We start from the raw sequence: 24,057 nt of genomic DNA, 5'->3' as shown, positions 1-24,057 counted from the left end.
AGATGACAGTCATGGCCCAACCTTGGAAGCATCCCGTCAGTGGCGTTTATTACTTCCGCCGTGAGGTCCCCGAAGACATTCGTAGTGTCATCGGTAAGCGGGAGTGGAAGCTGTCGCTGAAAACCAAGGAGCTTGTCCAGGCCCGCCCGCGCTTCGCCCATGAATCGGCTAAGTGTGAACAAGCCTTCCTCAATGCACGCGAACAAAAGGCTGGGCGTTTGGTGTTGCTGCACTCTGACGTCCACAAACTAGCGGACCGTTGGTCTGCGGAGGTCATCGCTGAGTGGGAGTTGGACGCAGAAGCCCCGAAAGATTTCCTGGTCTTTCAGGGGGATGAGGTGTCAACAGCCACGGACATGGTGGATGTTGAAGACTCTGATAGTTGCTTCAAAGCGGTTGAGGTCTACATCCGCTCTGCGCTGGCTAAGGCCATGCTACCGCTCCCGGATCGCGCAGATCCCGTTTGGGAGCGTCTTACCCAAGAGTTCTACCGTGCTTGGCGCGACCTTTGCCGTGTAGCACTATCCCGTCATAAGGGGAATTGGCGGGATATGCCCTTACGTGAAGCGGCGTCACAGCTACTAGCCCATGAAAATAAGGCCGCATCGCTAGCGTCGGACGTTCCCCGGCTTTCGCAGGTGTTCAGCAACTGGTCTGAGGACAAGCTACTGAACGACGGCGACACTCGCAGCGCCAGGAAAACAATTAGTGAGTTTGGTTCGGCGGTCACTCGCTTTATCGAACTCCACCGCGACCTACCCGTGGATCAAGTCAACCGTATCGTCTGCCGGGACTTCCGCGCCAACCTGTTCAAGATCCCCACGAGGGGCCAGGGAATACGTGGTATGACGGCCCCAGCACTTATTGAAAAAGCGGCTGCCGAAGGTCTGCCTACTGCCGAGTTAGCGACCGTGAACAAGCAACTGAGGGCCTTGTCAGCTGTGCTGGGCTTTGCCCATCAGGTGTTGGGTGTCATCCACGAAAACCCGATTGTTGCGTCGGGCCTTATCCAGCGCTCCAAGAAAGCGGAGCGGAAGCAGGGAGCTAGCGAAGACAAGGGCTACACCCTCCAAGAACTACGCCAGATTTTCTCCAGTCCATTGTTCCGTGGTGAGTGGAAACCAGCACAAGCCGACTTTGGCCAGGCGCTCTACTGGATACCGTTACTCATGGCTTACTCCGGTGCCCGCCGTGAGGAGTTGGCGCAGTTGCTAGTGTCTGACGTGAAGCAAGAGGGTGAGGTTTGGTTTCTTGACTTGCAGGAAGGTGAGGGGCAGTCCCTGAAGACCCTGAGCAGTCGACGTCAGGTCCCGCTTCATAGTGACCTCCTAGAACTGGGCTTTATTGAGTATCTTCAGACGGTTCCGACTGGTGGTCGGGCTTTCCCCAAGCTACCTATGCACAAAGCCAATGGGTACGGGCACAGTTTTGGGCGCATGTGGTCGAAGTACCTCGACAAGGTAGTCGGGCTACGTTCGGGGGCATCCCCAGCGCACGGCTTCCGCCATGCCTTTAAGACGCTGTGTCGTGAATCGGAGATACCAGGTGAGGTCCACGATTGGCTTACAGGGCACTCTTCCGGCAACGTCGGGGACACATATGGGCGTAACCCCTTAGGACGAATGGCTTTGGAGCTGAAGAAGTTTCCGAGTATTGCCCGTATGGCTGGGCTTCTGGAGGCTAGCGAGGCGAGGCCGCTCATATAGCGAAGTAAGTATCAGCCCCCCCCTGAAGATACCTACTTAGATTGCTCCGACTGAGGCCAGCCATAGTTGGACTAAGTTGAACTTAGAGCATTCAGTCAGGATACCTGCAACTTGCATCTCCTGGCATCCGAGTTACCGGCGGTTGAAGCGGCCCTCAGCCTCTGATGGTCAGCAGCTCATCCCAGCGTGTCGTGAAGCACTGGCTTTTCATGTCCCGGCGCATGGCCCAGTCGGGCGCGGCAGGTATCAACCCCAGGCGCACTGTGCCTCGACCTTCGCGCTGGTTGATTGTGTCGATGACCTTCATCAGCCGGTCGCTGCCAGGGCGTGGCGGTGGTGCAAATAGGTCGGGAGTTACTTCGCCCCTTTGGCTCAGGTCCATCAGCAAGATTGCGCACTTCGAGTACGCATACCCTGGCCTGTAGATGCGCTCCAGGGCCTTCAGTGCTGGGCTTAGAAGGTCTCTTGTGTCGTCGGTAGGGAAGGGCAGCGCCACGGTCATTGCGTTGGCGTAGCGCGGCAAATGGGGGCTGTGGAGCTGGGTCTGAAGGCTGACCTGCAGTGCCCCGCAAAGGGACTGCTGCGACCGGAGTTTTTCTGCTGCCCTAGTGACGTAGGACGCCATCGCTTCACGTATAGGGGCCAGGTCTTTCAACTTGTCGCCGAACATCTTACTGCTGCAGATAGCCTGCTTTGGTGGTGGGCCGTCACTGAATCCAAGGCAACTCACACCGCGTAACTCGCGTGCTGTCCGCTCGACCGTGACCCCGAATGTCTTCCGTAGGGTAGCTGCGTCGAAGTGGGCCAGCTCCCATGCGGTGGTGATGTTCATGGTACTTAGCTTCACGGCTAGGCGTCCGCCAATGCCCCAGACTTCTTCGACGGGGGCTATGCGTAGGAGCTTTTCCTGGCGTTCAGGGGATGTGAGGTCGACCACGCCGCCTGTAGCGGGCCACTTCTTAGCCGCCCAGTTGGCCAGCTTTGCCAATGTCTTGGTTGTGCTGATTCCAACGCCGACGGGCATGCCGACCCATTGCAGTAGGCGCTGTCGGATTTGACGACCAAGTACGGCAGGGTCCCCTTGCAGACCGCTGAAGTCAGCCCAGGCTTCATCGATGGAGTAGGCCTCAATCGCCGGGACCATATCCGCCAGGACTTCCATTACCCGGTTTGATAGGTCGGCGTATAACGGGTAGTTGCTCGAACGGACTACGACCCCTAGCTTGCGAAGCTCATCCTTGATCTTGAAGTAGGGGGCTCCCATTGGAATACCCAATGCCTTTGCCTCTGCTGACCTCGCGATGATGCAGCCATCGTTGTTCGACAGGACGACAACTGGCTTCGACTTCAAAGCCGGCTGTGTGGCACGTTCGCAGGAGCAATAGAAGGCGTTGCAGTCGACTAGCGCAATAACCCGCTTCACCATCCAAGCTGGCTGAGTACCCACTTTGCTTGTCCCCATACTTCTACCTGCGTGCCTGAGTGCATATTCACGGGGGCAACCTCTTTGTCAGGTGCTTTCAGTAAGCGCTCGCCGTTGTCATCCTTGGTCAGGAGGCGGAGGCGGTATTGGCTATCGCCGTCCATGTGCACGACGGCAAGGCAATCGGGCTTGCAGTCAATCGACCTGTCGACAGCAATGCGGTCTCCGGGGAACAGGCCAAAACGAAGGAGGCTGTCGTCGTCGACTTTGAACACCCACACCTGGGGCTTTCCCAGGCCCACGATTAGGTCAAAGGACAAGGTCTTTTCCTTCTCGTCTTCGGCGGGGCTTTGGAAGCCTGTGATGCGCAGTTCCTTGCACTCGCGGCTAAGTTTGTGAAGCTGGTCTAAGCGGCCAAGGAGGGTTAGTGACATGGTTCAGGTTGCTCTGTACTGTATTTATGTACAGTATATGCCTGCCGTTCTCGCTGGCAACTCCCAACCGATAATCTGCAACCGTGACAGGGATGTGTTGATGCTCCGCTACCTGCTTTTGCTATGCCTTCTGACCACTAGTCTTGCCCATGCAAGCGCCCCCAGGACCTTCAATGAAGCCAAGAAGGTGGCCTGGAAGCTGTATGCGAAGAACCCCGTTGAGTTCTACTGCGGCTGCCGATTCAGCGGCAACAAGGTTGACCTCAATAGCTGCGGGTACGTGCCTAGGAAGAACCCGGAGCGTGCCGCTCGTATTGAGTGGGAGCACATTGTCCCGGCCTGGACCATCGGGCATCAGCGCCAGTGCTGGCGGAAAGGCGGGCGCTCTCACTGTGCCAAGACTGACCTCACGTTTCGTCGTGCTGAAGCTGACCTGCATAACCTCATCCCGAGCATCGGGGAGTTGAATGGAGACAGGAGCAACTTTGGCTTTGGTTGGCTTCCGCAACAGCCTAGCCAGTACGGCGCATGCCCTATGGTGGTCGACTTCAAGGCGCGTAAGGCGATGCCCCGAAAGGCTGTGCGTGGGATGGTCGCAAGGACCTACTTCTACATGGCCGAACGGTACGCCCTTAGGCTGTCCAAGCAGGACCAGCAGCTCTATACCGCATGGAACAAGACCTACCCTGTGCAGCAGTGGGAGTTGGCCAGGAATCAAAAGATTGCCTGTGTGACGGGGCAGGGGAACCGTTATGTCGGGCCTGTTGACCTGAAGGCGTGCCGTTAATTAGTGCCCACATGGCCACGCTTGGTCAGCCAGTGGTGCGAGGGGGTACGCTCAACTCAACAGCATCGTTATTGCGGAACACGCGTGGCAAAATGCTTTCCTCCACATTAAGTAAGGTTTGCAAGTGAGTGTCATGACGGAGTTTTACAGCAGCATTTCCAGCGCTATTGCGCCAATTCTGAGTTGGATGGATAGCCATTCCGGAATAGCTAGCTGGGCGCAGGCTGTTGGCTCCGTTGTCGCGATTCTTGCGGCTATCGCGATTGCTAGCCGGCAGAACCGGCATTTGCTTACTCAGGTGTCGAGACAAAAGGAAGAAGACGTTGCGAAGTTTTATGGGGCGTTCAGCGCCTACGCAATGGGTGCTTTGACTCCCTTCGGGAAAATCGAGCAGGAGCTCAAAGGCGAGAATTCAATAGGGTTTCTCCTAAACAACTTTCCGACGGAGAGCATCGAGCGCAACCTGAGAACCCTGGATGATTTTCCGGTCCATTCGCTGCTCAACTACAGGTCAGTAACGGCTGCGCTCAGGGTCCGTGAGAGACTGCACCGTCTCTACGCTACAGCCCAAAGCCTAAAGGCTATTGCAGGTAGATTTGTCGCGACCGACTTCAGCGAAAAGACGTTAGAGTTTCAGGCCCAGCTTTCTGCATTTGAAACGGAACTTCGGCACTTTGAATCCCAAAGGGAATCTGCCTTAGGAAAGATTTACGATGGCCACTCTACAAAGCGGATGCGTTAAGTACTTAGCTGTCTACGTGACCCTGGCATGAAAAAACCAGGGGTGCAGGGATAAGGAGCCCCTTCAGGGGCCCCAGGGAAACTAAACTACGCGGTCACGGCCGGCGATGCGCTGGTCAACAAACGATGGGGTTTCTGGAACATCGCGGCGTTCTCCGCCAGTGCATCAGCTTTGTCGTTTCCGGGGTGACCACTGTGGCCTTTCACCCATGTGACGGTGATTTTATGAAGGCCAGCAATGCTTCGACCTCCAGCCATAGGTCCAGGTTCTCCACGGCCTTCTTAGACGACGTTTTCCAGCCACGGGCCTTCCAGTCCTTCATCCATTCATTGATGCCTTTCACGACGTACTGGCTGTCGGAGTAGAGGTCGAACTGAGCAGGTTGAGGGGTGGCCTTCAAAGCCATGATGGCGGCTGTCAGCTCGGCCCGCTGGTTGGTCTGGCGTTCGCCTTCCAATGGACCAGCAATTTCTAAGATGGCTTCTTGGGGGTTGAGGATTAACGCTCCCCAGCCCCCTCGTGCATTGATCTTGCCGTTGTTGATGCAAGCACCGTCGACGTAGGCGATATAGGTATTCGTGGTCATGTTGTTTTCCTTAAAGGTGATTTTTGGGTGTGGGGTGTCCCGCAGCCTCGGGTTCGAGGGCGCGTGATAGGTAGTGGGTTGGTTAAGCGATGGGCGCTGGGCTAGGGCGGACCAATTCTCGGCATAGATATAGGTGGTTCGCTATGGCGACTGACCAACTCATCTCATGGGGATATAGGTCAGGGCGGTCGTGGAAGGCGTGCAGTCGCGCAGCGGCTGTCGGCTTTCCGCAGAGACCAAGCCCAGTAACGGTTAATGAGGATTGCTGAGGGTGGTCGTGGAAGTAGGAGCTCCAGCTCCTAACTCCTAAATATTCATTCCATCTCAATATCTTTGATTTGGTCAGGCTCTACGGCTTCAGACTGCCGCTACGCGACAGCCAGAACCACGCCCTCCCTTGGTGGTCTTAGTTGTTGCTTCAATCGGCTTCTGTGGTCACCAGTAGGTGCATCTTCTTTATAGTATGCGGCGTTAATTCCCCGGTCTGGATAGAAGGCATCTTCGCCCAGGTCTTGGCGTAGCTTGGCGAGGTCTTCCAGTGATGGCGGGGGCAGGTCATCCAGCAACTCCGAACAAGTTTCGCGGAGCTTCTGTCGGTAGATTGCGTTAACAAATTCGTCCTCTGGTAGATCCATTTCGAAGACCAACCTCTTTGGTCGAGACTTCATCAAGAAGGGCATAGCCAGCTCGATGGCTTTGACGTAGCGCTGTGCCTGCCGAGTCTGAGTCCCGATGATTGCGGCAACGTTATCCGCAGTAACTTCCTCAGCTGTCTCTAGGATGACCATGAGGGAGCGCACTGATAGTGGTTTGGATGAGCCTCCCATGCCAATTGGCCGGTCGTGCCAATCGAGACGGGCAATACCCTCGATAATCTCCTGAGTGAAGAATGGATAGCGGCCGTAGGCGGTGGTTGGGCCAAGAAGTTCGCAGAACGGGTTGAGTATCCTCTTAGCTGGCCGTCCTCTTCGCGTAGTCTTAGGAGGCTTGGCGGGCTGCTTCTTCACTCTGGGCGCAGGTTGCCCTGACTTTGCCAGTAACGTTTGGATTGCCCGGTCAGCATTCGAGCCGACCCTTGCTGATAGAGCTGCAATTTGGGCTGCGGATAGCATCTGGTCAGGGGAAGCAATTTCCTTGGGGCGATAGAACATGGCCTGCTTCACCTCGTCCGTATGATTGGGCCGAGGACGAGCCAGTGGGGCTCCTCCTTGTCAGGCTTTGCAAGGTCTAACAGGTCGCGGTCAAGCCAAGACAGCCCCGCAATAAGGGCAAGCTCCAGGGCTTCAGCAAGGCGTGTGTCGCGGCACTTCCGCTTGCCTAGAGCGATAGCAAGTGTGGTCAGTCGGTCAAGATGTTCGGGCCGTAGGTGCAGGTTGAGGCGCACCAGTTTGTGGGTGTGGTTCATTGGATCGAAGTCCTTTGTTTTGATAGGTGAACGCCAGCGCCCCGCCTGGAGGTTTCCGGGCAGGGTGTTGTGGTCGTTTCGTTGAGGGTGTGGTTTGTCTGAAGACTGTGGGCAAATCGCTGAGTTGGTTCGCCCTCAGCCATACTAGGTATGGCCGTATAGGCGCGCCGTGGCGGTTAGGCGTTGTCCTGCATGGCCTTGCAAGCCCGTTTGACGGTGGCCAGTGAGACGCCCCAGTGGTCGGCAGTGGTGGCGATGCTGGAGCCGGTTTCCTTCCTCCAGGCGGCGATGGCTGCGTCGTCATGCTGCTTTGGTGCACCTAGCTTGCGACCGTCCGCCTTGGCCTTCTCGATGCCTGCCATCTGCCGTGCCTTGATGTTCTCCCGTTCCAGCTCGGCCACGCCGGCCAGCAGGGTCAGCATCAGTTTGCCGGTTGGGTTAGAAAGGTCGAAGCCCTCACGCATGGATATGACAGTGACGCCCTTCGCCTTCAGCGCCTCGACTGTTTCCAGTACGTCGATGGTGTTACGACCCAAGCGGTCGATGGCTGCGACGATGACGGTGTCTCCCTTCCTCGCGAAGCTGAACAATGCAGCGAAGCCCTTGCGCTCCCGTGCCTTGGTGGTGCCGCTGGTGGCTTCGTCGGTGAACCAGCCGTCCTCGCTGATGTTGTAGCGCTGGGCGATGGCGTGGCGCTGTGCCTCGATGGTCTGGCCGTCGGTGCTGACGCGGGTATAGGCAAGGGTGGCGTGCATAGGACGGCTCCAGGGTGGCTCATTGTGTTGGGTCACAATGCTGCTGCATGGCTCAATTGTTGTCAACAGTTGTGAGCCATGCTGCGGGCCGCATTCTTCCGTGGGTGCTGCTAGCCATCCAGCCTGGCTCACAGGGTGTACTTAATGAGCCAGGCCGGGAGTGCTTTACCACAATCGAAACAGGAGCCAGGTGTAGCACCTTGCTCGTCTGCCTCAAGCGGTAGCGGTCAAGTTGGTTCTAGTGGATGGACTGCCAGGGGGCGGGGGGGATTATTGCTGCTGCGTTACTTACTAAGTGGCGCTCAGATTTTTCGCATTTTTAAGCCTTGACCGAACACTCCCTTAGGCATGCGCGGACAAACATGTGTGACAGCTCCCTGTTGTCGTGAAGGTCCTGTCACTGTGCGTGTTGTCGTAAAAATGGTCAGCACCCTTGCAAACGGAAACAAGCCAAGCGGCTGTTGTCGTTGTCGCTGAGGTATACCCAAATCGCTACGCGAGCGTGGTTTCTACTAAGTGTGTGAATCTCGGGGCGGGGTGCGCCGTAGCTGTGTCATGTCTATGCCAGCCGTCTGATGAGCCTGAGGGGGGGGAAGGGGGGAAGGTGCTCGACGTCCCTATATACAAAGGTCATGCAGATTTTTTGCTAGGAAACAGCCCAGCGTCATCTCTAGCAGTGGCTTTGGCTAGGTCAGCAGGCCCGTAGGTGGATTCGCATCGCTTTGGAGGCCAGATACTAACTTCCCGCTAGTAACTAATGGCCGCTGCCTTGGTGCGTGTCGTTGCCTGCTGCTGGCCGGAAGCTGCCTTGCAGGTGTGACGGCTATCGGCCAGGAGCGGGCGTTTTAGAGTAGGGAAAATAATTCGTGCCCTTTAGCAGGAGCTTGGTACTCCTTGCTAGGCGTCACTTCAGCAAGCTAGCCTCAACATAATTTGCAATTGGCAGAGGCCTCGCTCCTGCCCATCGTGATGCCTCGGCTGGTATATTCCAATTTTGGGAAAGCTGCCTGCATCAGAAAAGCAGCACGCTTTGCATTTAGCTTTCTCGTCAGCTTTGCCTACTCGCCCACTTGAACAGACACACAACGGGGCGTACTTGGAGATGATGAACATGGTTGTAGACTGCAGCAATAACAGTGTATGAGGCTAATAGATTGTTAACCACAAGGGATGCAGCAAGGCTTTTCTCAAGCAAGCGTATTGCTGAGATTGCATCTGGAGACTTTTCCTATCTATTGGAAATTGCAGCACTCTACCGAGACTCTCTTAAAGACAGTTTCACGGTGGCTGAAGTTATTGATAATGCATATGCCGAAATTTCAAAAAATTACAGAAGCGAGTATTTTTATAAGAATACTGTCGCTGAAAGACTGTTGCTTGGGCGGCACTCAGTTAACACTGCAACAGTTTTACCAGAGTTCAGGGTTGGGCGGAGCAAGGCTGACTGTGTGATACTAAATGGCAGCTCTTCCTGCTACGAAATAAAGTCAGATTTTGATAATTTAGACAGGCTGCCAGAACAATTATCCTTTTATCGGAAGATTTTTGATAAAACTTATGTCGTTGTAGGTAAAGTCCACATAGATAAAGTACAAAGTCTTTGCCGGGATGATATTGGAATTATCGAGCTAACACCTAAAAAAAGCCTTCGCGTAATTCGAGAGGCAGAAACGTCTAAAGATCCGGTCGATATTCCGGTATTAATGCGCTCTTTGCGAGTAAACGAGTACAAGGAGATTGCGTCAAAAGTCTCTAGTGCGAGCATTGATTACCCCAATACGGAAATCTTTTCCGTCTGTGAGAAGATACTTAAAAGCTCGCGGTCAGAAGATGTTCGAGAAGCATTTTGCTCCACGTTGAAACAGAGCAGGAAAGTCGAGAAAAACTATGTGCTTTCACTTCCTCGTTCATTATTAATGGCAGGGATAGGGTTCAAACTGCGAACCGATCAGAGGCGTGGGCTTGTAGAGAATTTAAACAAAATCTTTAGTAAGGATGCTATATGTACTACCCGATTCTACGAGGCAAACAATTTGAGCTAATAGCTCTAAGGGAACTGGCGGGACATATTCAACCTGACGTTATTCGTCCTGTGATTGAGCCCGTGAGAGGTAATCTAGCCCCCCTCATCAAGACAGTCGAAGTACTATCCGAATCGGGGATAGTCCCATTGGTGATAATTAATCCAACCATAGGTGATTTTGCCAAGGGCTCTGATGGGTTGCTTGAGCTTTTTAAAACCACAGAGAATTTCACTCCCTGCATAAAAGTAAGAAGCGCTGAAGATTTATCTTTGTTGGCCAAGCTTGGGCTTTCTCTGTCTGATAGTGCGATCTTTATTGAGGGCGGAATTGATAAAGAATTGCTAGGCCAATTAAAAGAAGCGAGCTGCGTTCTTGTAAACAAAGACAAAGCCCACTCAGGTGCAATATCTCGCTTAAATAATGTTGTGCTTTATGGCGACTTTTTTGAAAAAAAGGTCCGAAATGCTGACTATAAGGAAAAGTCATTTTATTCTTCCCTTCACACTGAGTGGAGGACTTATAAGAATGCAATAGGGTTTGGCGACTATACGATTCTTAGTGAGGAATATAGTGAGGCTGGCGGTCCCGCGTATGTGGTAACCATTCATCTTAGTTATGTTGATGATGATGAATTTGATGCGATGTATGTTCGACACTTCTCGTCTTTTAATGATGATTCGCCTGCAAACCCGGGCGGTAAATTCAAGTCTGCGCTTGACAAGGTTTCCGACTATATAATTGAAAATCCAGGGGTTTTTGTTGAGACCCGAGGGCTTAACGAGTTATTGAATCTTCGTGGAAACCCATTCCCTGGATTAGGGCAAGTGAAGAAGTACTCAATGAAACACCACATTGAGACCACCTGCGAATTCGTTCGGGGTGAATGATGCCTAGATGCTGCGCTAGATGCTTTCAAGATTCAGTAATTGTGGCTAAGATAATTTCCGAAGGAGCGATCAGTCGGTGCAGTTACTGTGGTGAAAACCAAGTATCCTGCATAGATCCGGCGATCCTGACCGATAAGCTAGAACTGTTTACTTATGGATTATCTGAAGATGAAAATGGACGTCCATTTTCTCAGATTCTTGAGTTTTATGGGCTATTTAGCGAACAAGTCCGCCAGCCGATTTCATTAATCAATGATATATTTGGAGATGGAGCGGCTTGCCAGCGATTTCAGCTTGACTTTAATGTTGCAACATATACAGATCAGTGGGAAGAATTCAAGCTTGAACTTAAGCATAAAAATCGTTTCTTCCCAAAGGCCACCATTCACTCATCTCTGTTCAGCCGGTCAACTACCGACGGCACAGAAGCGGTCCTGTTTCAACTTCTGGAACAGTTAAAAATTCCTGTTAATGAGAAAGAAAGTTTCTTCAGGGCCAGAATATCTGAAGCTCCTTTGGATGCCAGCCAAATGGGCTGTCCACCACGCGAGCGGGTTACAGGTGGAAGGGCGAATCCACTTGGGATTCCTTACCTCTATGTTGCCGACACGTTACAAACCTGTATTAGCGAAGTAAGACCTAGCAACTCAAGTTGTGTATATGTGTCTGAGATTACACCAATCCGGGAGCTCTCTGTTCTAGACTTAACCTCTCCCCGTAAACTGTGTTCCGCTTCTGCTTTCGAAGAGGAACAATTATCCGCTGCGTTAGGATTCCTTGAGCTTCTTGAGCTGTTCTCCGAAGAACTATCCAAACCTATCAGGCCGGAAAATGGGAGCTTGGATTATATTCCTACTCAATTTCTTTGTGAGTTCATCAAGAGTGAAGCAAAATTCGATGGCCTTGTTTTCAACAGCTCATTCGGGAATGGGAAAAACTTCGTGTTCTTTGATGGCGATACTTTAGTTCCTGCGAAGCCGAAGATGTATATAGTTAACAGGACTGTTCACGAATATGAGCTGGGCTAAAATGCTGATTTTTTCAAGCCAAGAGTAAAGAGGGAAGATCTGTTCTCCCTGCTTTTATTTCTGTTTTTGGCTAGTTGCAGCCCTTGGTCAGAGAAAGCTCCCGTCCATAAGTGAACGCTCTAAGTGTCTACTAAACTGGAAGTTATTCAGTCCACAGCGAATGGCAATATCTCTGACATCTAGTTGAAAATTATATAGATACCCAAGCACAAGGATGATTCATGACTCGCCCCATAGCTACCCTGTGGATTGCTCTCACCCTCACAGGCTGCGCGGCAACGCACCCGAAGCAGGCCCCGGTCAGCTTTCAAAGTTTTACAGCCCCGATAGGCAAACCCCTAAGCACTGGGACCGGAGAAGACCTCTTCGTTGAAGGAGCATTTATACAGGGCGAGAAGATTGCCATTGAGCAAGACACCGACCTCATGATTCCGGGGTCTATGATGATTCCTTTCCCTGCCCATATCGGTGCCGGAGAGCTGTCACTGACTCACATCACACCAGACTGGAAGTACTTCTGCGGGGAACCCGAGAGCGTTTCAGCATCGTTTCCTGGTCTAGGGAGCGTGATTGCCGACGGTGACTGCGTAGGCGTTCGAGTGTCCACCACCAACTCCTCCAAGAAGGAGTGGGTCGTAGACAACTCAAACCACAACGGGATGAGCACCATCTGGACTAAATCACTATCAAGCGAACAGTCCTCAGCCATTTACCCTGTGAAGTCCAAGACACCTTTCAGTGTGAAGAATCTGAAGCGCATCGCCTTTGATGGCTACTTTAGCGGCCAACTGCACTTCACTTGGCAGGAGGTCTCTCCTGGCATGAGCGACTCCCGTGAATTCACCTTCGACTTCGATGGAAGCCCCACCGTTGTCGGTATCAAGGGCAACATCTTCAAAGTCCACAAAGCAGACAACCTCTCCCTTCAATACGAGTGGGTGAAGATTGCCCGATAATCCAAGTCTTATGAGTCGCACAAGAAGGTCGTAGATTGCGCGTGCTTATTGGCAGCTATAGCCCAGGAAAGCTGGAGTGTAGGGTTTGACTGGTGTATCGGCGGTTCGACTCCAGTACGTCCATCAAACGACCTGGCTTGGGTAGCTGGCATTGTCCCGTAGATAGCTGAGTGCACGTTGTAGTGTCTCCTCGTAGTCTTTCAAAAGACCCAGAGCCCGATTGAATGACAGTGGTCCACCACCAGCTTCATTTTATTGTGGCTTGCCATAATGAAGCCTTTATTCACAGCCAGCATCGTAATTGGGTGTGTTGTGGCTGGGTGTAGGATTGATCCTCCTTGCTCTTGACTGGTACAGAACACTGGTACAGACTGCAATTCATTGGAGACTTGAACCCCTTGATTTATAAGGGTTTCAGCGGGGAAGTCCCGGCGAATGTAGACTCGTGGGTTCGAATCCCACCTTCACCGCCAGATAGATTCACGAGAAAGCCCGACCCAGTGTCGGGCTTTTTCGTTTCTGCCGTTTGCGGTTGGCTCGGCGGCCTTTATGGTGTGTTTAGGATTTGATGGAGCAGCGCATGCGCGCAACCTGGGACATTTTCTGCAGCGTTGTTGATAACTACGGCGATATCGGGGTGACCTGGCGCCTGGCGCGGCAGTTGGTGGCCGAGCATGGTTTGGCGGTGCGGCTGTGGGTCGATGATCTGGGGGCGTTTGTGCGCCTGTGTCCGCAGGCAGATGCACTGGCGCTGCGGCAAATCCAGCAGGGCGTTGAGGTCTGTTTATGGCGGGCCGAGTGGCAGGCTATCGAGCCTGCGGATGTGGTGATCGAGGCGTTTGCCTGTGAGTTGCCGGCCGCTTATATCGCGGCAATGGCGGCGCGTAAGCAGAAAGTGCTCTGGCTCAATCTGGAGTACCTCAGCGCCGAGGAGTGGGTTGAGGGCTGCCATGGTTTGCCTTCGCTGCAGTCCAATGGCTTGTCGAAGTTCTTCTTCTTTCCCGGCTTTACTGCAGGCAGCGGCGGCTTATTGCGTGAGCGCGAGCTGCTGCAACAGCGCCGGGCGTTTCAGGCGGATAGCGGCGCCCGCGATGAATTTCTGAGCAGCATCGGCGTAACGTCGGTGCCGGGTGCGCGACTGATCTCCCTGTTTGCCTATGAGAACGCTGCGCTGGCCAGCTGGCTGGATGTGCTGGCTGTCGACGCGCAAGCCAGCCAGTTACTGGTGCCAGAAGGGCGCATTCTGGCGGATCTGCAGGCTTGGCTGGGTTGCACAGCTATGCGCGCTGGGGATGTGCAGCAGCGTGGCCAACTGCATGTTCAGGTTCTGCCGTTTATTCAGCAGGACCAGTACGACCGATTGCTATGGAGTTGCGACTTCAATGCGGTGCGTGGGGAGGATTCCTTCGTCCGTGCGCAATGGGCCGGGCGGCCATTGCTCTGGCATATCTATGAGCAGGCGGACAACGCTCATCTGGAAAAGCTCGACGCTTTTCTGGCTCTCTATAAGGAAGGCTTATCAGTGGATGGGCAGCGTGCCTTGGTCGAGTTATGGCATGCCTGGAATACCGGTCAGTCGGTCAAAGAAAGTTGGATTCAGCTGCTAAATCACTGGCCAGAACAGCGGCTACATGCTGAGAAGTGGTGTCTACAGCGGGCTTCTCAGGCTGATCTTGCCGAGGCGCTGGTGAAGTTTTACCTAAATTGGCTATGATACGCGGCCAAGAATTTTGTAATTCCATCCAAACCCGGATATTCGTATGAAAACCGCACAAGAAATGAAGCCCAACAGTGTGGCCCTGATTGATGGCCAACCTTGGCTGATCCAGAAGGCCGAATTCACCAAGTCCGGTCGTAACAGCGCCATCGTTAAAATGAAGCTGAAGAACCTGCTGAGCGGTTCCTCGACTGAAACCGTATACAAGGCCGACGACAAAATGGAGCCAGTTATTCTGGACCGCGTTGACGTGACCTACTCGTACTACAGCGAGCCGAACTACGTGTTCATGGACGCTGAATTCAACCAGTACGAACTGAACAAAGACGATCTGGAAAGCGTAATGCCGTACATCGTCGATGGCATGACCGACGTCTGCGAAGCCGTATTCTTCGAAGGCAAAGTGGTTTCGGTTGACCTGCCGACCACCATCGTTCGCCAGATCACTTACACCGAAGGTTCCGCCCGTGGCGACACTTCCGGCAAAGTGATGAAGCCAGCCAAGCTGAGCAACGGTACTGAGATCAAAGTCGCTGATTTCTGCAACATCGACGACTGGATCGAAATCGACACTCGTACCGGTGAGTACAAATCCCGCGCTAAAGCTCCGGTCTAAGACCGGCTTTAACGGCGAGAAGAAAAGCCCGACCTTGAGTCGGGCTTTTTTGTGGGCCGCCATTCATGGCGGCCTACCTTAGGGCCGTCGCTCGCGACGCTAAAAATGATGCGCGATTATTCTTTATGCCTGCTGTTTCAGCCTCTAGCTACGTTGCAGGCCACTTTGCAGCGCCAGGTCCCAGGGTGCTACCGGGCCGAAACGGGCCTTGAGGAACTCCAGCAACAAGCGGCTGCGCGAGTCGGTTTCACGTTCCAGGCGCAGGGCGTAGATGCCGCTGGGCTCGGGGGCGGGAAGGCCGTTTTCGCAGAACAGCGGCAGCAGTTCGCCGCGTAGCAGGTAGTCGCTGATCAGCCAGGTTGGCAAATGGGCAATACCCAAGCCGGCGAGGGCGCTGAACAGCAGTGCTTCGGCGTTGTTGGCGGTCATGCGCAGGCGTTTGGGGCGACACAGTTGCAGTTTGCCGTCTTGCTCGAACCGCCAGGCATAGGGCGGGGCCAAGCTGTCCCAATCGAGACCATCATGCTCCAGCAGTTCATCAGGGCTGCGCGGTACGCCGCGCCGCGCCAAGTATTCGGGGCTGGCGCAGACGACCCGAACCATCGGCGATAGCGCGGTGGCGACCAGACGGGTGTCAGCCAGAGGGCCGATGCGCAGCACTAGGTCGACTTCACCCAGGTGGGTGCCATGTAGATCGACGAAGCTGTCGATCAGGCGCAACTGCACATCCAGCCCGGGATAGGCGGCCAGAAACTCGGCAATCGCCGGAGCCAGATGCCGCCGACCGAAGGGTGCCGGCGCGTCGATGCGGATTAGCCCTTCCGGCGCGCTGCTCAGTGATACGGCTTCGGCGCGAGCCAGGTGCAGCTCGGCGAGGATGCGCCGCGCGCGTTCGGCAAATGCCAGGCCTGCGGAGGTGGCGCGCACTGCATGGGTGCTGCGGCTGAACAGGCTGCTGCCGAGCGAGCGTTCCAGAGCATCAATGCGCCGGGCCACTGCCGAGGGCGTCAGTGGGTGGCGGCGGGCAGCGGCAGAAAAGCTGCCGGTCTCCAGTACGTCTAGAAATAAACTGAGTTGGTCAGTCAGGCTATCGGGGTTCATGGTCAGGCCCTGCTGTGCGGTTTATGCATAGCCATTTTGCGTTGCTGTGCGTTTCGCGGCTAGTGACGAATGTCTAGGCTGTGCGGCATCACTTCGGAGCCCGCTGATGACCTTGCTCGATTTTGCCCTGAACCTTCTGCTCGGACTGGCCCTCGGCACTCTGGGCGGTCTGTTTGGGATTGGCGGTGGGCTGATCGCCATTCCTGCGCTTGGCGTGTTGTTTGGCCTGGATCAACAGTTAGCTCAGGGTACGGCGCTGGTGATGGTGGTGCCCAATGTGCTGTTGGCGCTGTGGCGTTATCACCAGCGCAACCGTATCGACTGGCGCCATGCGTTGGCCTTGGCGGTGCCTAGCCTGATATTTGCTGTGCTGGGCGCGGGCTGGGCAGTCACTGTAGATGCCGAGCACATGCGCCTGGGATTTGTGGTTTTTCTGGTGTTGCTGGCGGCCTACAACCTCTCTCGGTTGTACAGCCAACCGGCCATGCTCTCGGTTGGCCTGCGCTATCCCTGGCCCTGGCTGACGCTGCTAGGCAGTGGCGCCGGTTTGCTCGGTGGATTGTTCGGTGTGGGCGGCGCAGTGTTGGCGACGCCAGTGTTGACCACGGTATTTGGCACCAGTCAGGTAGTTGCGCAGGGGCTCTCTCTGGCGCTGGCGGCCCCAAGCACGGCTGTTACCCTGGCAACTTACGCTACACATGATCACGTCGACTGGTTGCTGGGCGCGCCCCTGGCGTTAGGCGGTTTGCTGAGTATCAGTTGGGGAGTGAAGTTCGCCCATGCGTTGCCTGAGCGGGTGTTGCGCGGGTTGTTTGCCGGCTTTCTGCTGCTCTGCGCAGTACTGCTGGGGTTTAAAGTCTGAAGCCTTCGACGATCTGTTCGGCCAGGGTCTCGGTGACTTGCGACTGAGTTTGGCTGTTACGCAGTAGTACGATACTGGCGGAGGGCATCACCGGCAGGCCCTCGGCCGTGCCGATGATGCGCATATCTGGGGTAATCAGGCTTTGCAGTTGAGCGGTAACCGCCAGGCCTGCGCTGACTACCGCCATGATCGCCGACAGGCTTGGGCTGGTGTAGGCGATACGGTATTCGCGCTCCATGGCGTCCAGCGCGTTGCAGGCCCAGGAGCGGCAGAAGCACTGGGCATTGAACATCGCCAGTGGTAAAGGCTCCTGCTCATGCGGGCTGAAGCCATGGGCTTCGGCCCAGACAATGCGTTCTTGGCGCAGCAGTTGGCCAATTTCGGTGCCGGGCTCGCGGGTGACGATGGTCAGGTCAAGGTCCTGGCGCTGCAACAGCTGGAACGACGGTTCGCAGTGCAACTCGACCTGCACCAGTGGATAGGCCTGAGCGAAGCGCGACAGGATGCCTGGCATAAAGCGCATCACATAATCGTCCGGCGTGCCAATGCGCACGGTGCCAACCATATGCGGGGCACGCATGCTGCTCATCACCTCACTGTGCAATTTGAGAATGCGACGGGCATAACCGAGCAATAACTGACCTTCGGCCGTAAGACTGAACTGGCGGCCGTCGCGAATGAACAGTGGACGCTGCACCACGTCTTCTTCCAGGCGCTTCATCTGCATGCTGACCGCTGATTGGGTGCGGTTGACCATTTCCGCTGCGCGTGTAAAACCCCCGTGATCTGCAATCGCGACAAAGGTGCGCAGCAGTTCGCTGTCGATGCTCGGGTAACTGGCCATACATCAATCTCCGAGATGCATTGCATAAGTAACATTCGTTGGATTGATCATAAGTCGAGCGCGAGACTGTCGCCAACCCCACAAGGAGGGCGACGAGATGAAAGGTCAAAAAGGTTATGCAATAGCCAGTGCTGGGCGCTTAAAGAGCCGTCGGCCGACTGAAATACTGCGTGCGCTTGGTCGCCAGTTTGCCCGCTGGTGGCAGTTGGCCGAGCAACGGCGGCGCCTGGCCATGCTTGATGATGCGGCGTTGAAGGATCTGGGTTTAAGCCGTGCGGATGTTATCCAAGAAAGCGAACGTTCATTCTGGGATGACCCGTTGGCGCGCTGATTGGCGGACTATGTACGACGGAGCTGCATGCCCGGTCAGGTGTATTTAGCAGTCCACTGATGCCGAAATGCTTAAGCGTGGTCAGGAGTGGTTAAGCAGGGGCAATGAGCGACATAGGAGGTTACGGGGCATTGGCCTTTGATGCAGACGATCGTCGGGCGTCTGGCGTTCTGTTATCGCCAGGCGTTTGCGGCGCCGCATGCGCTTGTGTCTGAGTCCGACGAATAGCGGTAAGCCTTAGTTGTTGCGGCTTGGCTTGAACCCTGAACGATACGGGCGGATCACCGGAGCGGCAAGCCTGTGGCGCATCCGCTACAATGCGCGCCGAATTTGTCTTGCCCGAGAGCCCGCCCATGTCCGCCTGCCAGACCCCGATCATCGTTGCCCTGGATTTCCCGACCCGTGATGCCGCGTTGGCATTGGCTGATCAGCTAGATCCCAGGCTGTGCCGGGTCAAGGTAGGCAAGGAGCTGTTCACCCGTTGCGGGCCGGAGATCGTCAATGTGCTGGCCGGCAGGGGCTTCGAGGTGTTTCTCGATCTGAAATTCCACGACATCCCCAATACCACGGCCATGGCCGTCAAGGCTGCGGCGGAGATGGGCGTGTGGATGGTCAATGTGCACTGCTCGGGCGGCCTGCGCATGATGGCAGCCTGCCGCGAAACCCTGGACAAGCTGGAGGGGACCAAACCACTGCTAATCGGCGTAACCGTGCTGACCAGTATGGAGCGCGAAGATCTGGCGGGCGTTGGTCTGGATCTAGAGCCGCAGGCGCAGGTGCTGCGTCTGGCCGGGCTGGCCGCACAGGCCGGTCTGGATGGCCTGGTGTGTTCGGCCCAGGAAGCGCAGGCGCTGAAGGCCGCGTACCCGGCGCTGCAACTGGTGACGCCCGGCATTCGTCCGGCCGGCAGCGCTCAGGATGACCAGCGCCGCATTCTGACGCCACGTCAGGCGTTGGATGTCGGTTCCGATTATCTGGTTATTGGTCGACCGATCAGCCAGGCTGCTGATCCTGGCCAGGCGTTGGCTGCTGTAGTGGCGGAGCTGACCTGATGCTACGCGGCAAGCTCGGCTTTGCGCTTGCCGCCTGAATTTGTCTGAAGAGCTGTATACAATCGCTGTATTTCGACTAGCCAGGTTTTCTCCATGCATCCCGCCGCCGAAGATTCGCCACTGGGCAAGTCCAGTGAGTACATCGCGACCTACACCCCGTCTTTGTTATTCCCCATTCCGCGTGCCGCGAAATGGGCCGAGCTGGGCCTGAGTGCCGAAACGCTGCCGTATCAGGGTGTGGATTTCTGGAACTGTTTTGAGCTGTCCTGGTTGTTGCCATCCGGCAAGCCGGTGGTGGCCATGGGCGAGTTCGCCATTCCGGCCGACTCGCCAAATATCATCGAGTCGAAATCCTTCAAGCTGTACCTCAATTCGCTGAATCAGTCGGTGTTCAACAGTGCTGACGAGCTGGTGGCGGTACTGGTGCAGGACCTCTCGGCAGCCGCCGGCAAGCCGGTTGGCGTGCGCGTGCGCAGCCTGGCTGAGGTAACGGCTGAAGGTGTGCAGGCCGCACCAGGCGTCTGTATCGACGAGCTGGATGTAGCCATCAGCAACTATGAGCAGCCGCAGCCTGAGCTGCTGCGCTGTGATGCCGCGCGAGTGGTCGAGGAAAGCCTGCACAGTCATCTGCTCAAATCTAATTGCCCGGTCACCGGCCAGCCGGATTGGGGCACGCTGGTGGTGCAGTACCGTGGCCTGGCGCTGGATCACGCCAGTCTGTTGGCCTATCTGGTGAGCTTTCGTCAGCATGCGGATTTTCATGAGCAGTGCGTGGAGCGGATCTTTCTCGACCTGCAGCGCCTGCTCAAGCCTGAGCACCTGACGGTGTATGCGCGTTATGTGCGCCGTGGTGGGTTGGATATCAATCCCTATCGCAGCAGCGGGCCCATCAGCCCAGATAATCAGCGTTTGGTGCGCCAGTAATGCAAAACCCCAGCTAAGTGCTGGGGTTTTCGTTAGTGCTGTGTGCGTTTAAATACCCATATTGGCCAGGCTCTGCACGATATTGCGCAGGGTGCCGGCGAGGGTTGGGTGGCTGGCTTCGAAGCGCTCCACCGCGAGGTTAACCCCGTCGATCAGCGTTGCGTCAGGTGCAGCTGCTGCCTGGCGGGCCAGCTGTAGTTCAATTTCCTGGGTCAGTACAAACAGCTCGGCGCGTTCCTCTTCAGTCAACGGTGGCTGTTCAGCCAGTTGGTTGCGCAGATCTTGCAGTTGTTGCTGCAGGCGGCTTGCAGGCATGGAGTTCTCCCTTTGGTAGTCGACAGATTGACTGACCTTACGCAGGGGCGAAAGGTTCTGCATGCCTTCAGATTAATCCAAGCCAGCAGGCTTTGCTTGCTTTGGATCAAGCGTGAGGCATGGATTCAGCCGGCATTCTGGCGCTTGCTCAGGGCTTTTCACCCTTGTGCCGACGTAGGCTGAGATCCGCCAGGCAGGTGGGCAGGTCGCTGAGCTGGTCAATCACCGAATGCACGCCAAGGCGGTACAGGCTGAGGGTGGCCTGGCTACGCAGTCGATCACGCTCGCTCATCGGCAGACTTTGCCAGTCAGCCGGCGCCAGGCCGCAAAGCGGACCGCTGATGGCCAGGCCGATGGTCCAGATGCCGGCATTTAACGCCGCCTGCAACAGGCGTGGTTCGCCACTGACCAGGACGCAGCCTTCGAGCTGATCAACCTGTAGCTCTATCAGGCTCCGCCAGATGGCGTCAGGTGCCGGCCATGGGCGCGTGCTGTGGCTGGATATGCCTGGCAACCAGTCCGGGAGTGCGCTGGCCATGCTGATGCTGGCGTCGCGTGGCAGTTCATCCAGCCAGGCGCAGGGCACGCTCTGTTGGTGCAGCTGTTCAAGCAAGGGCAGGGCGGCATGGGTGGCCTCGGCATGTTCGCATGCGGTTTCGCAGAGGGTCTGCTGGTAAGCCTGCCACTCTTCAGTTAAGGGTTCACGGCCGAGGGCCTGCTGCAGGCTTTGGTGATTGGCTGCCTTTGGGTAGAGGCGTTGCAGGGTCAGCGGGATGGTGCGTGCACCGAAATCAACCAGGCAGCCGGAAAGACTAAACAGGATGGCGGTGAAGGCGGGCGAGGTGGCGGGCGTTTGCATGGGCCGTCCTTGAAAATGATCTAGTCCAGGCTAGTGCATTCAGGTTACAGGCAGATGAAGGCTTTATTTCCGTCTGCACCTCCGGCAATCACTGGGCTGTACGGCAACAGGCGGTAAGATTTTTTCAGCTATTTGTTCGTCCGCTATGCTGCCTATTTATAGGGCTGCCGTCTTATACTGCGCGGCCTGATTTGGCCGCCTATGGCAGCCTGAGTATTTTCAAGGAGCGACTATGATGCGTGTGACCGGTGCGAGCTGGATTGAACGATTGAGCCTGTTGATTGCCTGTACCGGCGCGCTGTTGCTGCCTGCGCTGGCGCAAGCCAACGAAGAAGACCCTTGGCAGGGTTACAACCGCTTTATGTTTCGGGTCAACGATAACGTTGATACCTATACCCTCAAGCCGTTGGCCAAGGGTTATCAGGCGGTGACGCCACAGTTTCTTGAAGATGGCGTGCACAATGTCTTTCGCAACATTGGCGATGTCGGCAACCTGGCCAACAACCTGCTACAAGGCAAGTTGCATGACGCTGGAGTTGATGGCGGTCGCTTGATCTTCAATACCACCTTCGGCCTGCTGGGCTTCTTCGATGTTGGCAGTGCTATGGGCCTGCAGCGCAGCGATGAAGATTTCGGTCAGACCATGGGCGTCTGGGGGCTCAACAGCGGGCCTTATGTTGTGCTGCCATTGTTGGGGCCAAGCACCGTACGTGATGCCTTCGGCAAGGTGCCTGACAGCATGCTGACCGCACCTGCGTTTATCGATCATGTGCCGACGCGCAATGTGGTGCGCGGCGTTCAGGCGGTTGACCTGCGGGCCAGTTTGCTCAAGGCCGAGCGCATGGTCAGCGGTGACAAATACATCTTTATCCGTAACGCCTACTTGCAGAATCGCGAATTCAAAGTGCGTGACGGTGAGGTTGAAGACGATTTCTGAATTTGTTGGGTAAACAAAAAGGCGGCCGTGCGGGCCGCCTTTTTTGTTGTCCGAGCATTTCAGCTCATGGAAATAATTGCTAAACCTAGTGCCTGGCGGCCGTCTTCCAGTGTGCTGACGCGCATCACTTCGGCTTGGGCATCCAGGCCGCGTAATTCGTTGTGATCAGACGCGATGTGCACGCGTACCTTGTCGCCCATCTTTACTGCGCTTTCGGCTTCCAGCTGCATGCCTGTGCTGGACAGGTCGAGACACAGTGCAGGAATTTCCTTGCCGTCATGGTGCAGGGTAACGGGGGCCTCTAGCCGCATGCGGATGTAATCGCGTTTCTCACTGTAGGCACGATCATTTTGGCTCATGGGCTTTTTCCTCTTGTTATGGGGGCTGTCCTGCAGCTCTTATAACCTTGGCTGATTTGAGGTGTAAAGTCGTACGGCGACGACCGGCATGCGCTTGAATCACGTTACGGATGGGAGTACCGTCTGCGCCTTGAAGCAAGCCGAGTTCGCGCGTCCAGGCGCTTGTCCTGACGCATAAGCCAACCCATACCCGGCGCAGTTTGCCTGGATACCTCATGCACAAAACCAGTGCCACGCTGCTGATAATCGATGACGACGACGTAGTGCGCGCGAGTCTCGCAGCCTACCTGGAAGACAGTTGTTTTCATGTGCTGCAGGCCGCCAATGGCTTGCAGGGGCTGGAAGTCTTTCATGCTGAGTCGCCGGATCTGGTGATCTGTGATCTGCGCATGCCGCAAGTCGATGGTCTCGAGCTGATCCGCCGCATCAACGCCCTGCAAGTGGAAACCCCGGTAATCGTGGTGTCTGGTGCTGGTGTGATGAGCGATGCTGTCGAAGCCTTGCGTCTGGGCGCAGCCGATTACCTGATCAAACCTCTGGCCGATCTCGCCGTGCTTGAGCATTCAGTGCGTCGTGCGTTGGATCGTGCCAATTTGCGCCTGGAAAACCAGCGCTATCGCGACGAGCTGGAAACCGCCAACCGCGAGCTGCAAGCCAGCCTGCACCTGCTGCAGGAAGATCAGAACGCCGGCCGCCAAGTGCAGATGAACATGCTGCCGGTAACGCCGTGGCAGGCTGATGGCCTGAACTTCGCCCACCAGATCATTCCTTCACTGTATCTATCGGGCGATTTTGTCGATTATTTCCGTGTCGATGACAGTCGTATCGCGTTTTATCTGGCTGATGTTTCCGGGCATGGCGCTTCTTCGGCATTTATCACCGTGCTGCTGAAATTTATGACCACACGCCTGCTGTACGAGTCGCGGCGCGGTGGCAACCTGCCAGATTTCAAACCCTCTGAAGTGCTCGGCCATATCAACCGTGGCCTGATCAACTGCAAGCTGGGCAAGCACGTGACCATGCTCGGCGGTGTGATCGACCAGGCCAACAACCGTCTGACCTACAGCATTGGCGGTCATCTACCGCTGCCGGTGCTTTACAGCGAAGGCCAGGCACGTTACCTGGAAGGTCGTGGTTTGCCGGTTGGGCTGTTTGTCGAGGCCGAGTACAACGACCTGGAGCTGGAGCTGCCAGAGGCCTTCAGTCTCACGCTACTTTCTGATGGCATTCTCGATCTGTTGCCGGGCGATACCTTGAAAGACAAGGAAACCCTGTTGCCGCAGCTGATCAGCTCTGCGGGTGGCACCCTTGATGGCCTGCGTAAGGCTTTTGGGCTGGCCAATCTGGGGGATATGCCGGATGATATTGCCTTGCTGGTGTTAAGCAGGAACCTTGCATGAACCCTGG

24 protein-coding genes and 1 pseudogene are annotated in these 24,057 nt (G+C 55.6%); 15 read left to right on the top strand and 10 right to left on the bottom strand.

Annotated elements, in window-relative coordinates; genetic code table 11:
- The first annotated feature begins 2 nt into the window (after window positions 1-2).
- Complete coding sequence (locus tag RHP75_RS12355) at window positions 3-1,706, top strand: site-specific integrase (RefSeq protein WP_311088435.1); 1,704 nt, start codon at window positions 3-5, stop codon at window positions 1,704-1,706.
- A gap of 154 nt (window positions 1,707-1,860) precedes the next feature.
- Here the strand turns inward: RHP75_RS12355 and RHP75_RS12350 are convergent, their stop codons facing one another.
- Entirely contained in the window at window positions 1,861-3,132 is a 1,272-nt protein-coding gene (locus RHP75_RS12350; protein WP_311091926.1) for a Y-family DNA polymerase, read from the bottom strand.
- On the bottom strand, window positions 3,126-3,563 hold the full coding sequence (locus RHP75_RS12345) for a S24 family peptidase (protein ID WP_311088434.1): 438 nt from the start codon (window positions 3,561-3,563) through the stop codon (window positions 3,126-3,128). Before RHP75_RS12345 ends, RHP75_RS12350 begins: the two co-directional genes overlap by 7 nt.
- A gap of 100 nt (window positions 3,564-3,663) precedes the next feature.
- Here RHP75_RS12345 and RHP75_RS12340 point away from each other — a divergent pair, with 100 nt between their 5' ends.
- Entirely contained in the window at window positions 3,664-4,350 is a 687-nt protein-coding gene (locus RHP75_RS12340) for an endonuclease I family protein (protein WP_311088433.1), read from the top strand.
- 133 nt (window positions 4,351-4,483) lie between these two features.
- Window positions 4,484-5,092 (top strand): hypothetical protein, encoded by a 609-nt coding sequence (locus RHP75_RS12335; RefSeq protein WP_311088432.1) that lies wholly within the window; start codon window positions 4,484-4,486, stop codon window positions 5,090-5,092.
- Window positions 5,093-5,178: 86 nt separating this feature from the next.
- On the opposite strand, the pseudogene RHP75_RS12330 reads toward RHP75_RS12335, so the two are convergent.
- From RHP75_RS12330 to RHP75_RS12320, 3 genes and pseudogenes are all read right to left on the bottom strand, one after another.
- Window positions 5,179-5,678: pseudogene (locus tag RHP75_RS12330) on the bottom strand (ribonuclease H).
- A gap of 368 nt (window positions 5,679-6,046) precedes the next feature.
- Window positions 6,047-6,829 carry a hypothetical protein gene (locus RHP75_RS12325; protein WP_311088431.1) on the bottom strand — a complete coding sequence of 261 codons (783 nt, stop codon included), beginning with the start codon at window positions 6,827-6,829 and terminating at the stop codon, window positions 6,047-6,049.
- Window positions 6,830-7,259: 430 nt separating this feature from the next.
- Window positions 7,260-7,838, bottom strand: coding sequence for a recombinase family protein (locus tag RHP75_RS12320; RefSeq protein ID WP_311088430.1), 579 nt, complete (start codon window positions 7,836-7,838; stop codon window positions 7,260-7,262).
- 1,136 nt (window positions 7,839-8,974) lie between these two features.
- Between RHP75_RS12320 and RHP75_RS12315 the strand changes: the two genes are divergently transcribed.
- From RHP75_RS12315 to efp, 6 genes are all read left to right on the top strand, one after another.
- A complete protein-coding gene (locus RHP75_RS12315; RefSeq protein WP_311088429.1) occupies window positions 8,975-9,880 on the top strand; it encodes a sce7726 family protein in 906 nt (301 codons plus the stop codon).
- Window positions 9,841-10,749, top strand: a complete 909-nt coding sequence (locus RHP75_RS12310; RefSeq protein ID WP_311088428.1) for a sce7725 family protein — start codon at window positions 9,841-9,843, stop codon at window positions 10,747-10,749. Before RHP75_RS12315 ends, RHP75_RS12310 begins: the two co-directional genes overlap by 40 nt.
- 41 nt (window positions 10,750-10,790) lie before the next feature.
- Window positions 10,791-11,777, top strand: a complete 987-nt coding sequence (locus tag RHP75_RS12305; protein ID WP_311088427.1) for an RES domain-containing protein — start codon at window positions 10,791-10,793, stop codon at window positions 11,775-11,777.
- A 221-nt stretch (window positions 11,778-11,998) separates the two neighbouring features.
- Window positions 11,999-12,733: a hypothetical protein gene (locus RHP75_RS12300; protein ID WP_311088426.1), complete on the top strand. Its 735-nt coding sequence runs from the start codon at window positions 11,999-12,001 to the stop codon at window positions 12,731-12,733.
- A gap of 580 nt (window positions 12,734-13,313) precedes the next feature.
- Window positions 13,314-14,447 (top strand): elongation factor P maturation arginine rhamnosyltransferase EarP, encoded by a 1,134-nt coding sequence (gene earP / locus RHP75_RS12295; RefSeq protein ID WP_311088425.1) that lies wholly within the window; start codon window positions 13,314-13,316, stop codon window positions 14,445-14,447.
- Window positions 14,448-14,493: 46 nt separating this feature from the next.
- Window positions 14,494-15,066, top strand: coding sequence for an elongation factor P (gene efp / locus RHP75_RS12290; protein WP_090385560.1), 573 nt, complete (start codon window positions 14,494-14,496; stop codon window positions 15,064-15,066).
- A 144-nt stretch (window positions 15,067-15,210) separates the two neighbouring features.
- Here the strand turns inward: efp and RHP75_RS12285 are convergent, their stop codons facing one another.
- A complete protein-coding gene (locus RHP75_RS12285) occupies window positions 15,211-16,167 on the bottom strand; it encodes a LysR family transcriptional regulator (RefSeq protein ID WP_311088424.1) in 957 nt (318 codons plus the stop codon).
- Between the two features lie 106 nt (window positions 16,168-16,273).
- Here RHP75_RS12285 and RHP75_RS12280 point away from each other — a divergent pair, with 106 nt between their 5' ends.
- Window positions 16,274-17,029 carry a sulfite exporter TauE/SafE family protein gene (locus tag RHP75_RS12280; RefSeq protein WP_409079648.1) on the top strand — a complete coding sequence of 252 codons (756 nt, stop codon included), beginning with the start codon at window positions 16,274-16,276 and terminating at the stop codon, window positions 17,027-17,029.
- On the opposite strand, the gene RHP75_RS12275 is transcribed toward RHP75_RS12280, so the two are convergent.
- Complete coding sequence (locus RHP75_RS12275; protein WP_311088423.1) at window positions 17,019-17,873, bottom strand: LysR substrate-binding domain-containing protein; 855 nt, start codon at window positions 17,871-17,873, stop codon at window positions 17,019-17,021. The genes RHP75_RS12280 and RHP75_RS12275 overlap by 11 nt on opposite strands.
- Before the next feature lie 97 nt (window positions 17,874-17,970).
- On the opposite strand from RHP75_RS12275, the gene RHP75_RS12270 reads away from it, so the two are divergent.
- From RHP75_RS12270 to queF, 3 genes are all read left to right on the top strand, one after another.
- Window positions 17,971-18,204: a DUF1127 domain-containing protein gene (locus RHP75_RS12270; RefSeq protein ID WP_311088422.1), complete on the top strand. Its 234-nt coding sequence runs from the start codon at window positions 17,971-17,973 to the stop codon at window positions 18,202-18,204.
- A gap of 353 nt (window positions 18,205-18,557) precedes the next feature.
- On the top strand, window positions 18,558-19,256 hold the full coding sequence (gene pyrF / locus RHP75_RS12265) for an orotidine-5'-phosphate decarboxylase (protein WP_311088421.1): 699 nt from the start codon (window positions 18,558-18,560) through the stop codon (window positions 19,254-19,256).
- 93 nt (window positions 19,257-19,349) lie between these two features.
- Entirely contained in the window at window positions 19,350-20,180 is an 831-nt protein-coding gene (queF, locus tag RHP75_RS12260; protein ID WP_311088420.1) for an NADPH-dependent 7-cyano-7-deazaguanine reductase QueF, read from the top strand.
- Between the two features lie 48 nt (window positions 20,181-20,228).
- Here the strand turns inward: queF and RHP75_RS12255 are convergent, their stop codons facing one another.
- Window positions 20,229-20,495 (bottom strand): DUF4404 family protein, encoded by a 267-nt coding sequence (locus RHP75_RS12255; RefSeq protein ID WP_311088419.1) that lies wholly within the window; start codon window positions 20,493-20,495, stop codon window positions 20,229-20,231.
- Between the two features lie 148 nt (window positions 20,496-20,643).
- Window positions 20,644-21,354: an HAD family phosphatase gene (locus tag RHP75_RS12250; RefSeq protein WP_311088418.1), complete on the bottom strand. Its 711-nt coding sequence runs from the start codon at window positions 21,352-21,354 to the stop codon at window positions 20,644-20,646.
- A gap of 235 nt (window positions 21,355-21,589) precedes the next feature.
- On the opposite strand from RHP75_RS12250, the gene RHP75_RS12245 reads away from it, so the two are divergent.
- Window positions 21,590-22,291: a VacJ family lipoprotein gene (locus tag RHP75_RS12245; RefSeq protein WP_311091922.1), complete on the top strand. Its 702-nt coding sequence runs from the start codon at window positions 21,590-21,592 to the stop codon at window positions 22,289-22,291.
- 59 nt (window positions 22,292-22,350) lie between these two features.
- Here the strand turns inward: RHP75_RS12245 and RHP75_RS12240 are convergent, their stop codons facing one another.
- Window positions 22,351-22,650, bottom strand: coding sequence for a PilZ domain-containing protein (locus RHP75_RS12240; RefSeq protein WP_311088417.1), 300 nt, complete (start codon window positions 22,648-22,650; stop codon window positions 22,351-22,353).
- 215 nt (window positions 22,651-22,865) lie between these two features.
- Here RHP75_RS12240 and rssB point away from each other — a divergent pair, with 215 nt between their 5' ends.
- Window positions 22,866-24,050: a two-component system response regulator RssB gene (rssB, locus tag RHP75_RS12235; RefSeq protein ID WP_311088416.1), complete on the top strand. Its 1,185-nt coding sequence runs from the start codon at window positions 22,866-22,868 to the stop codon at window positions 24,048-24,050.
- Window positions 24,051-24,057: the final 7 nt, after the last annotated feature.

The organism is Pseudomonas sp. SG20056 (assembly GCF_031764535.1).
Lineage (GTDB): Bacteria > Pseudomonadota > Gammaproteobacteria > Pseudomonadales > Pseudomonadaceae > Aquipseudomonas.
Note: the sequence above shows the minus strand (reverse complement) of the source record. Positions and strands in the feature narration are given on the sequence as shown.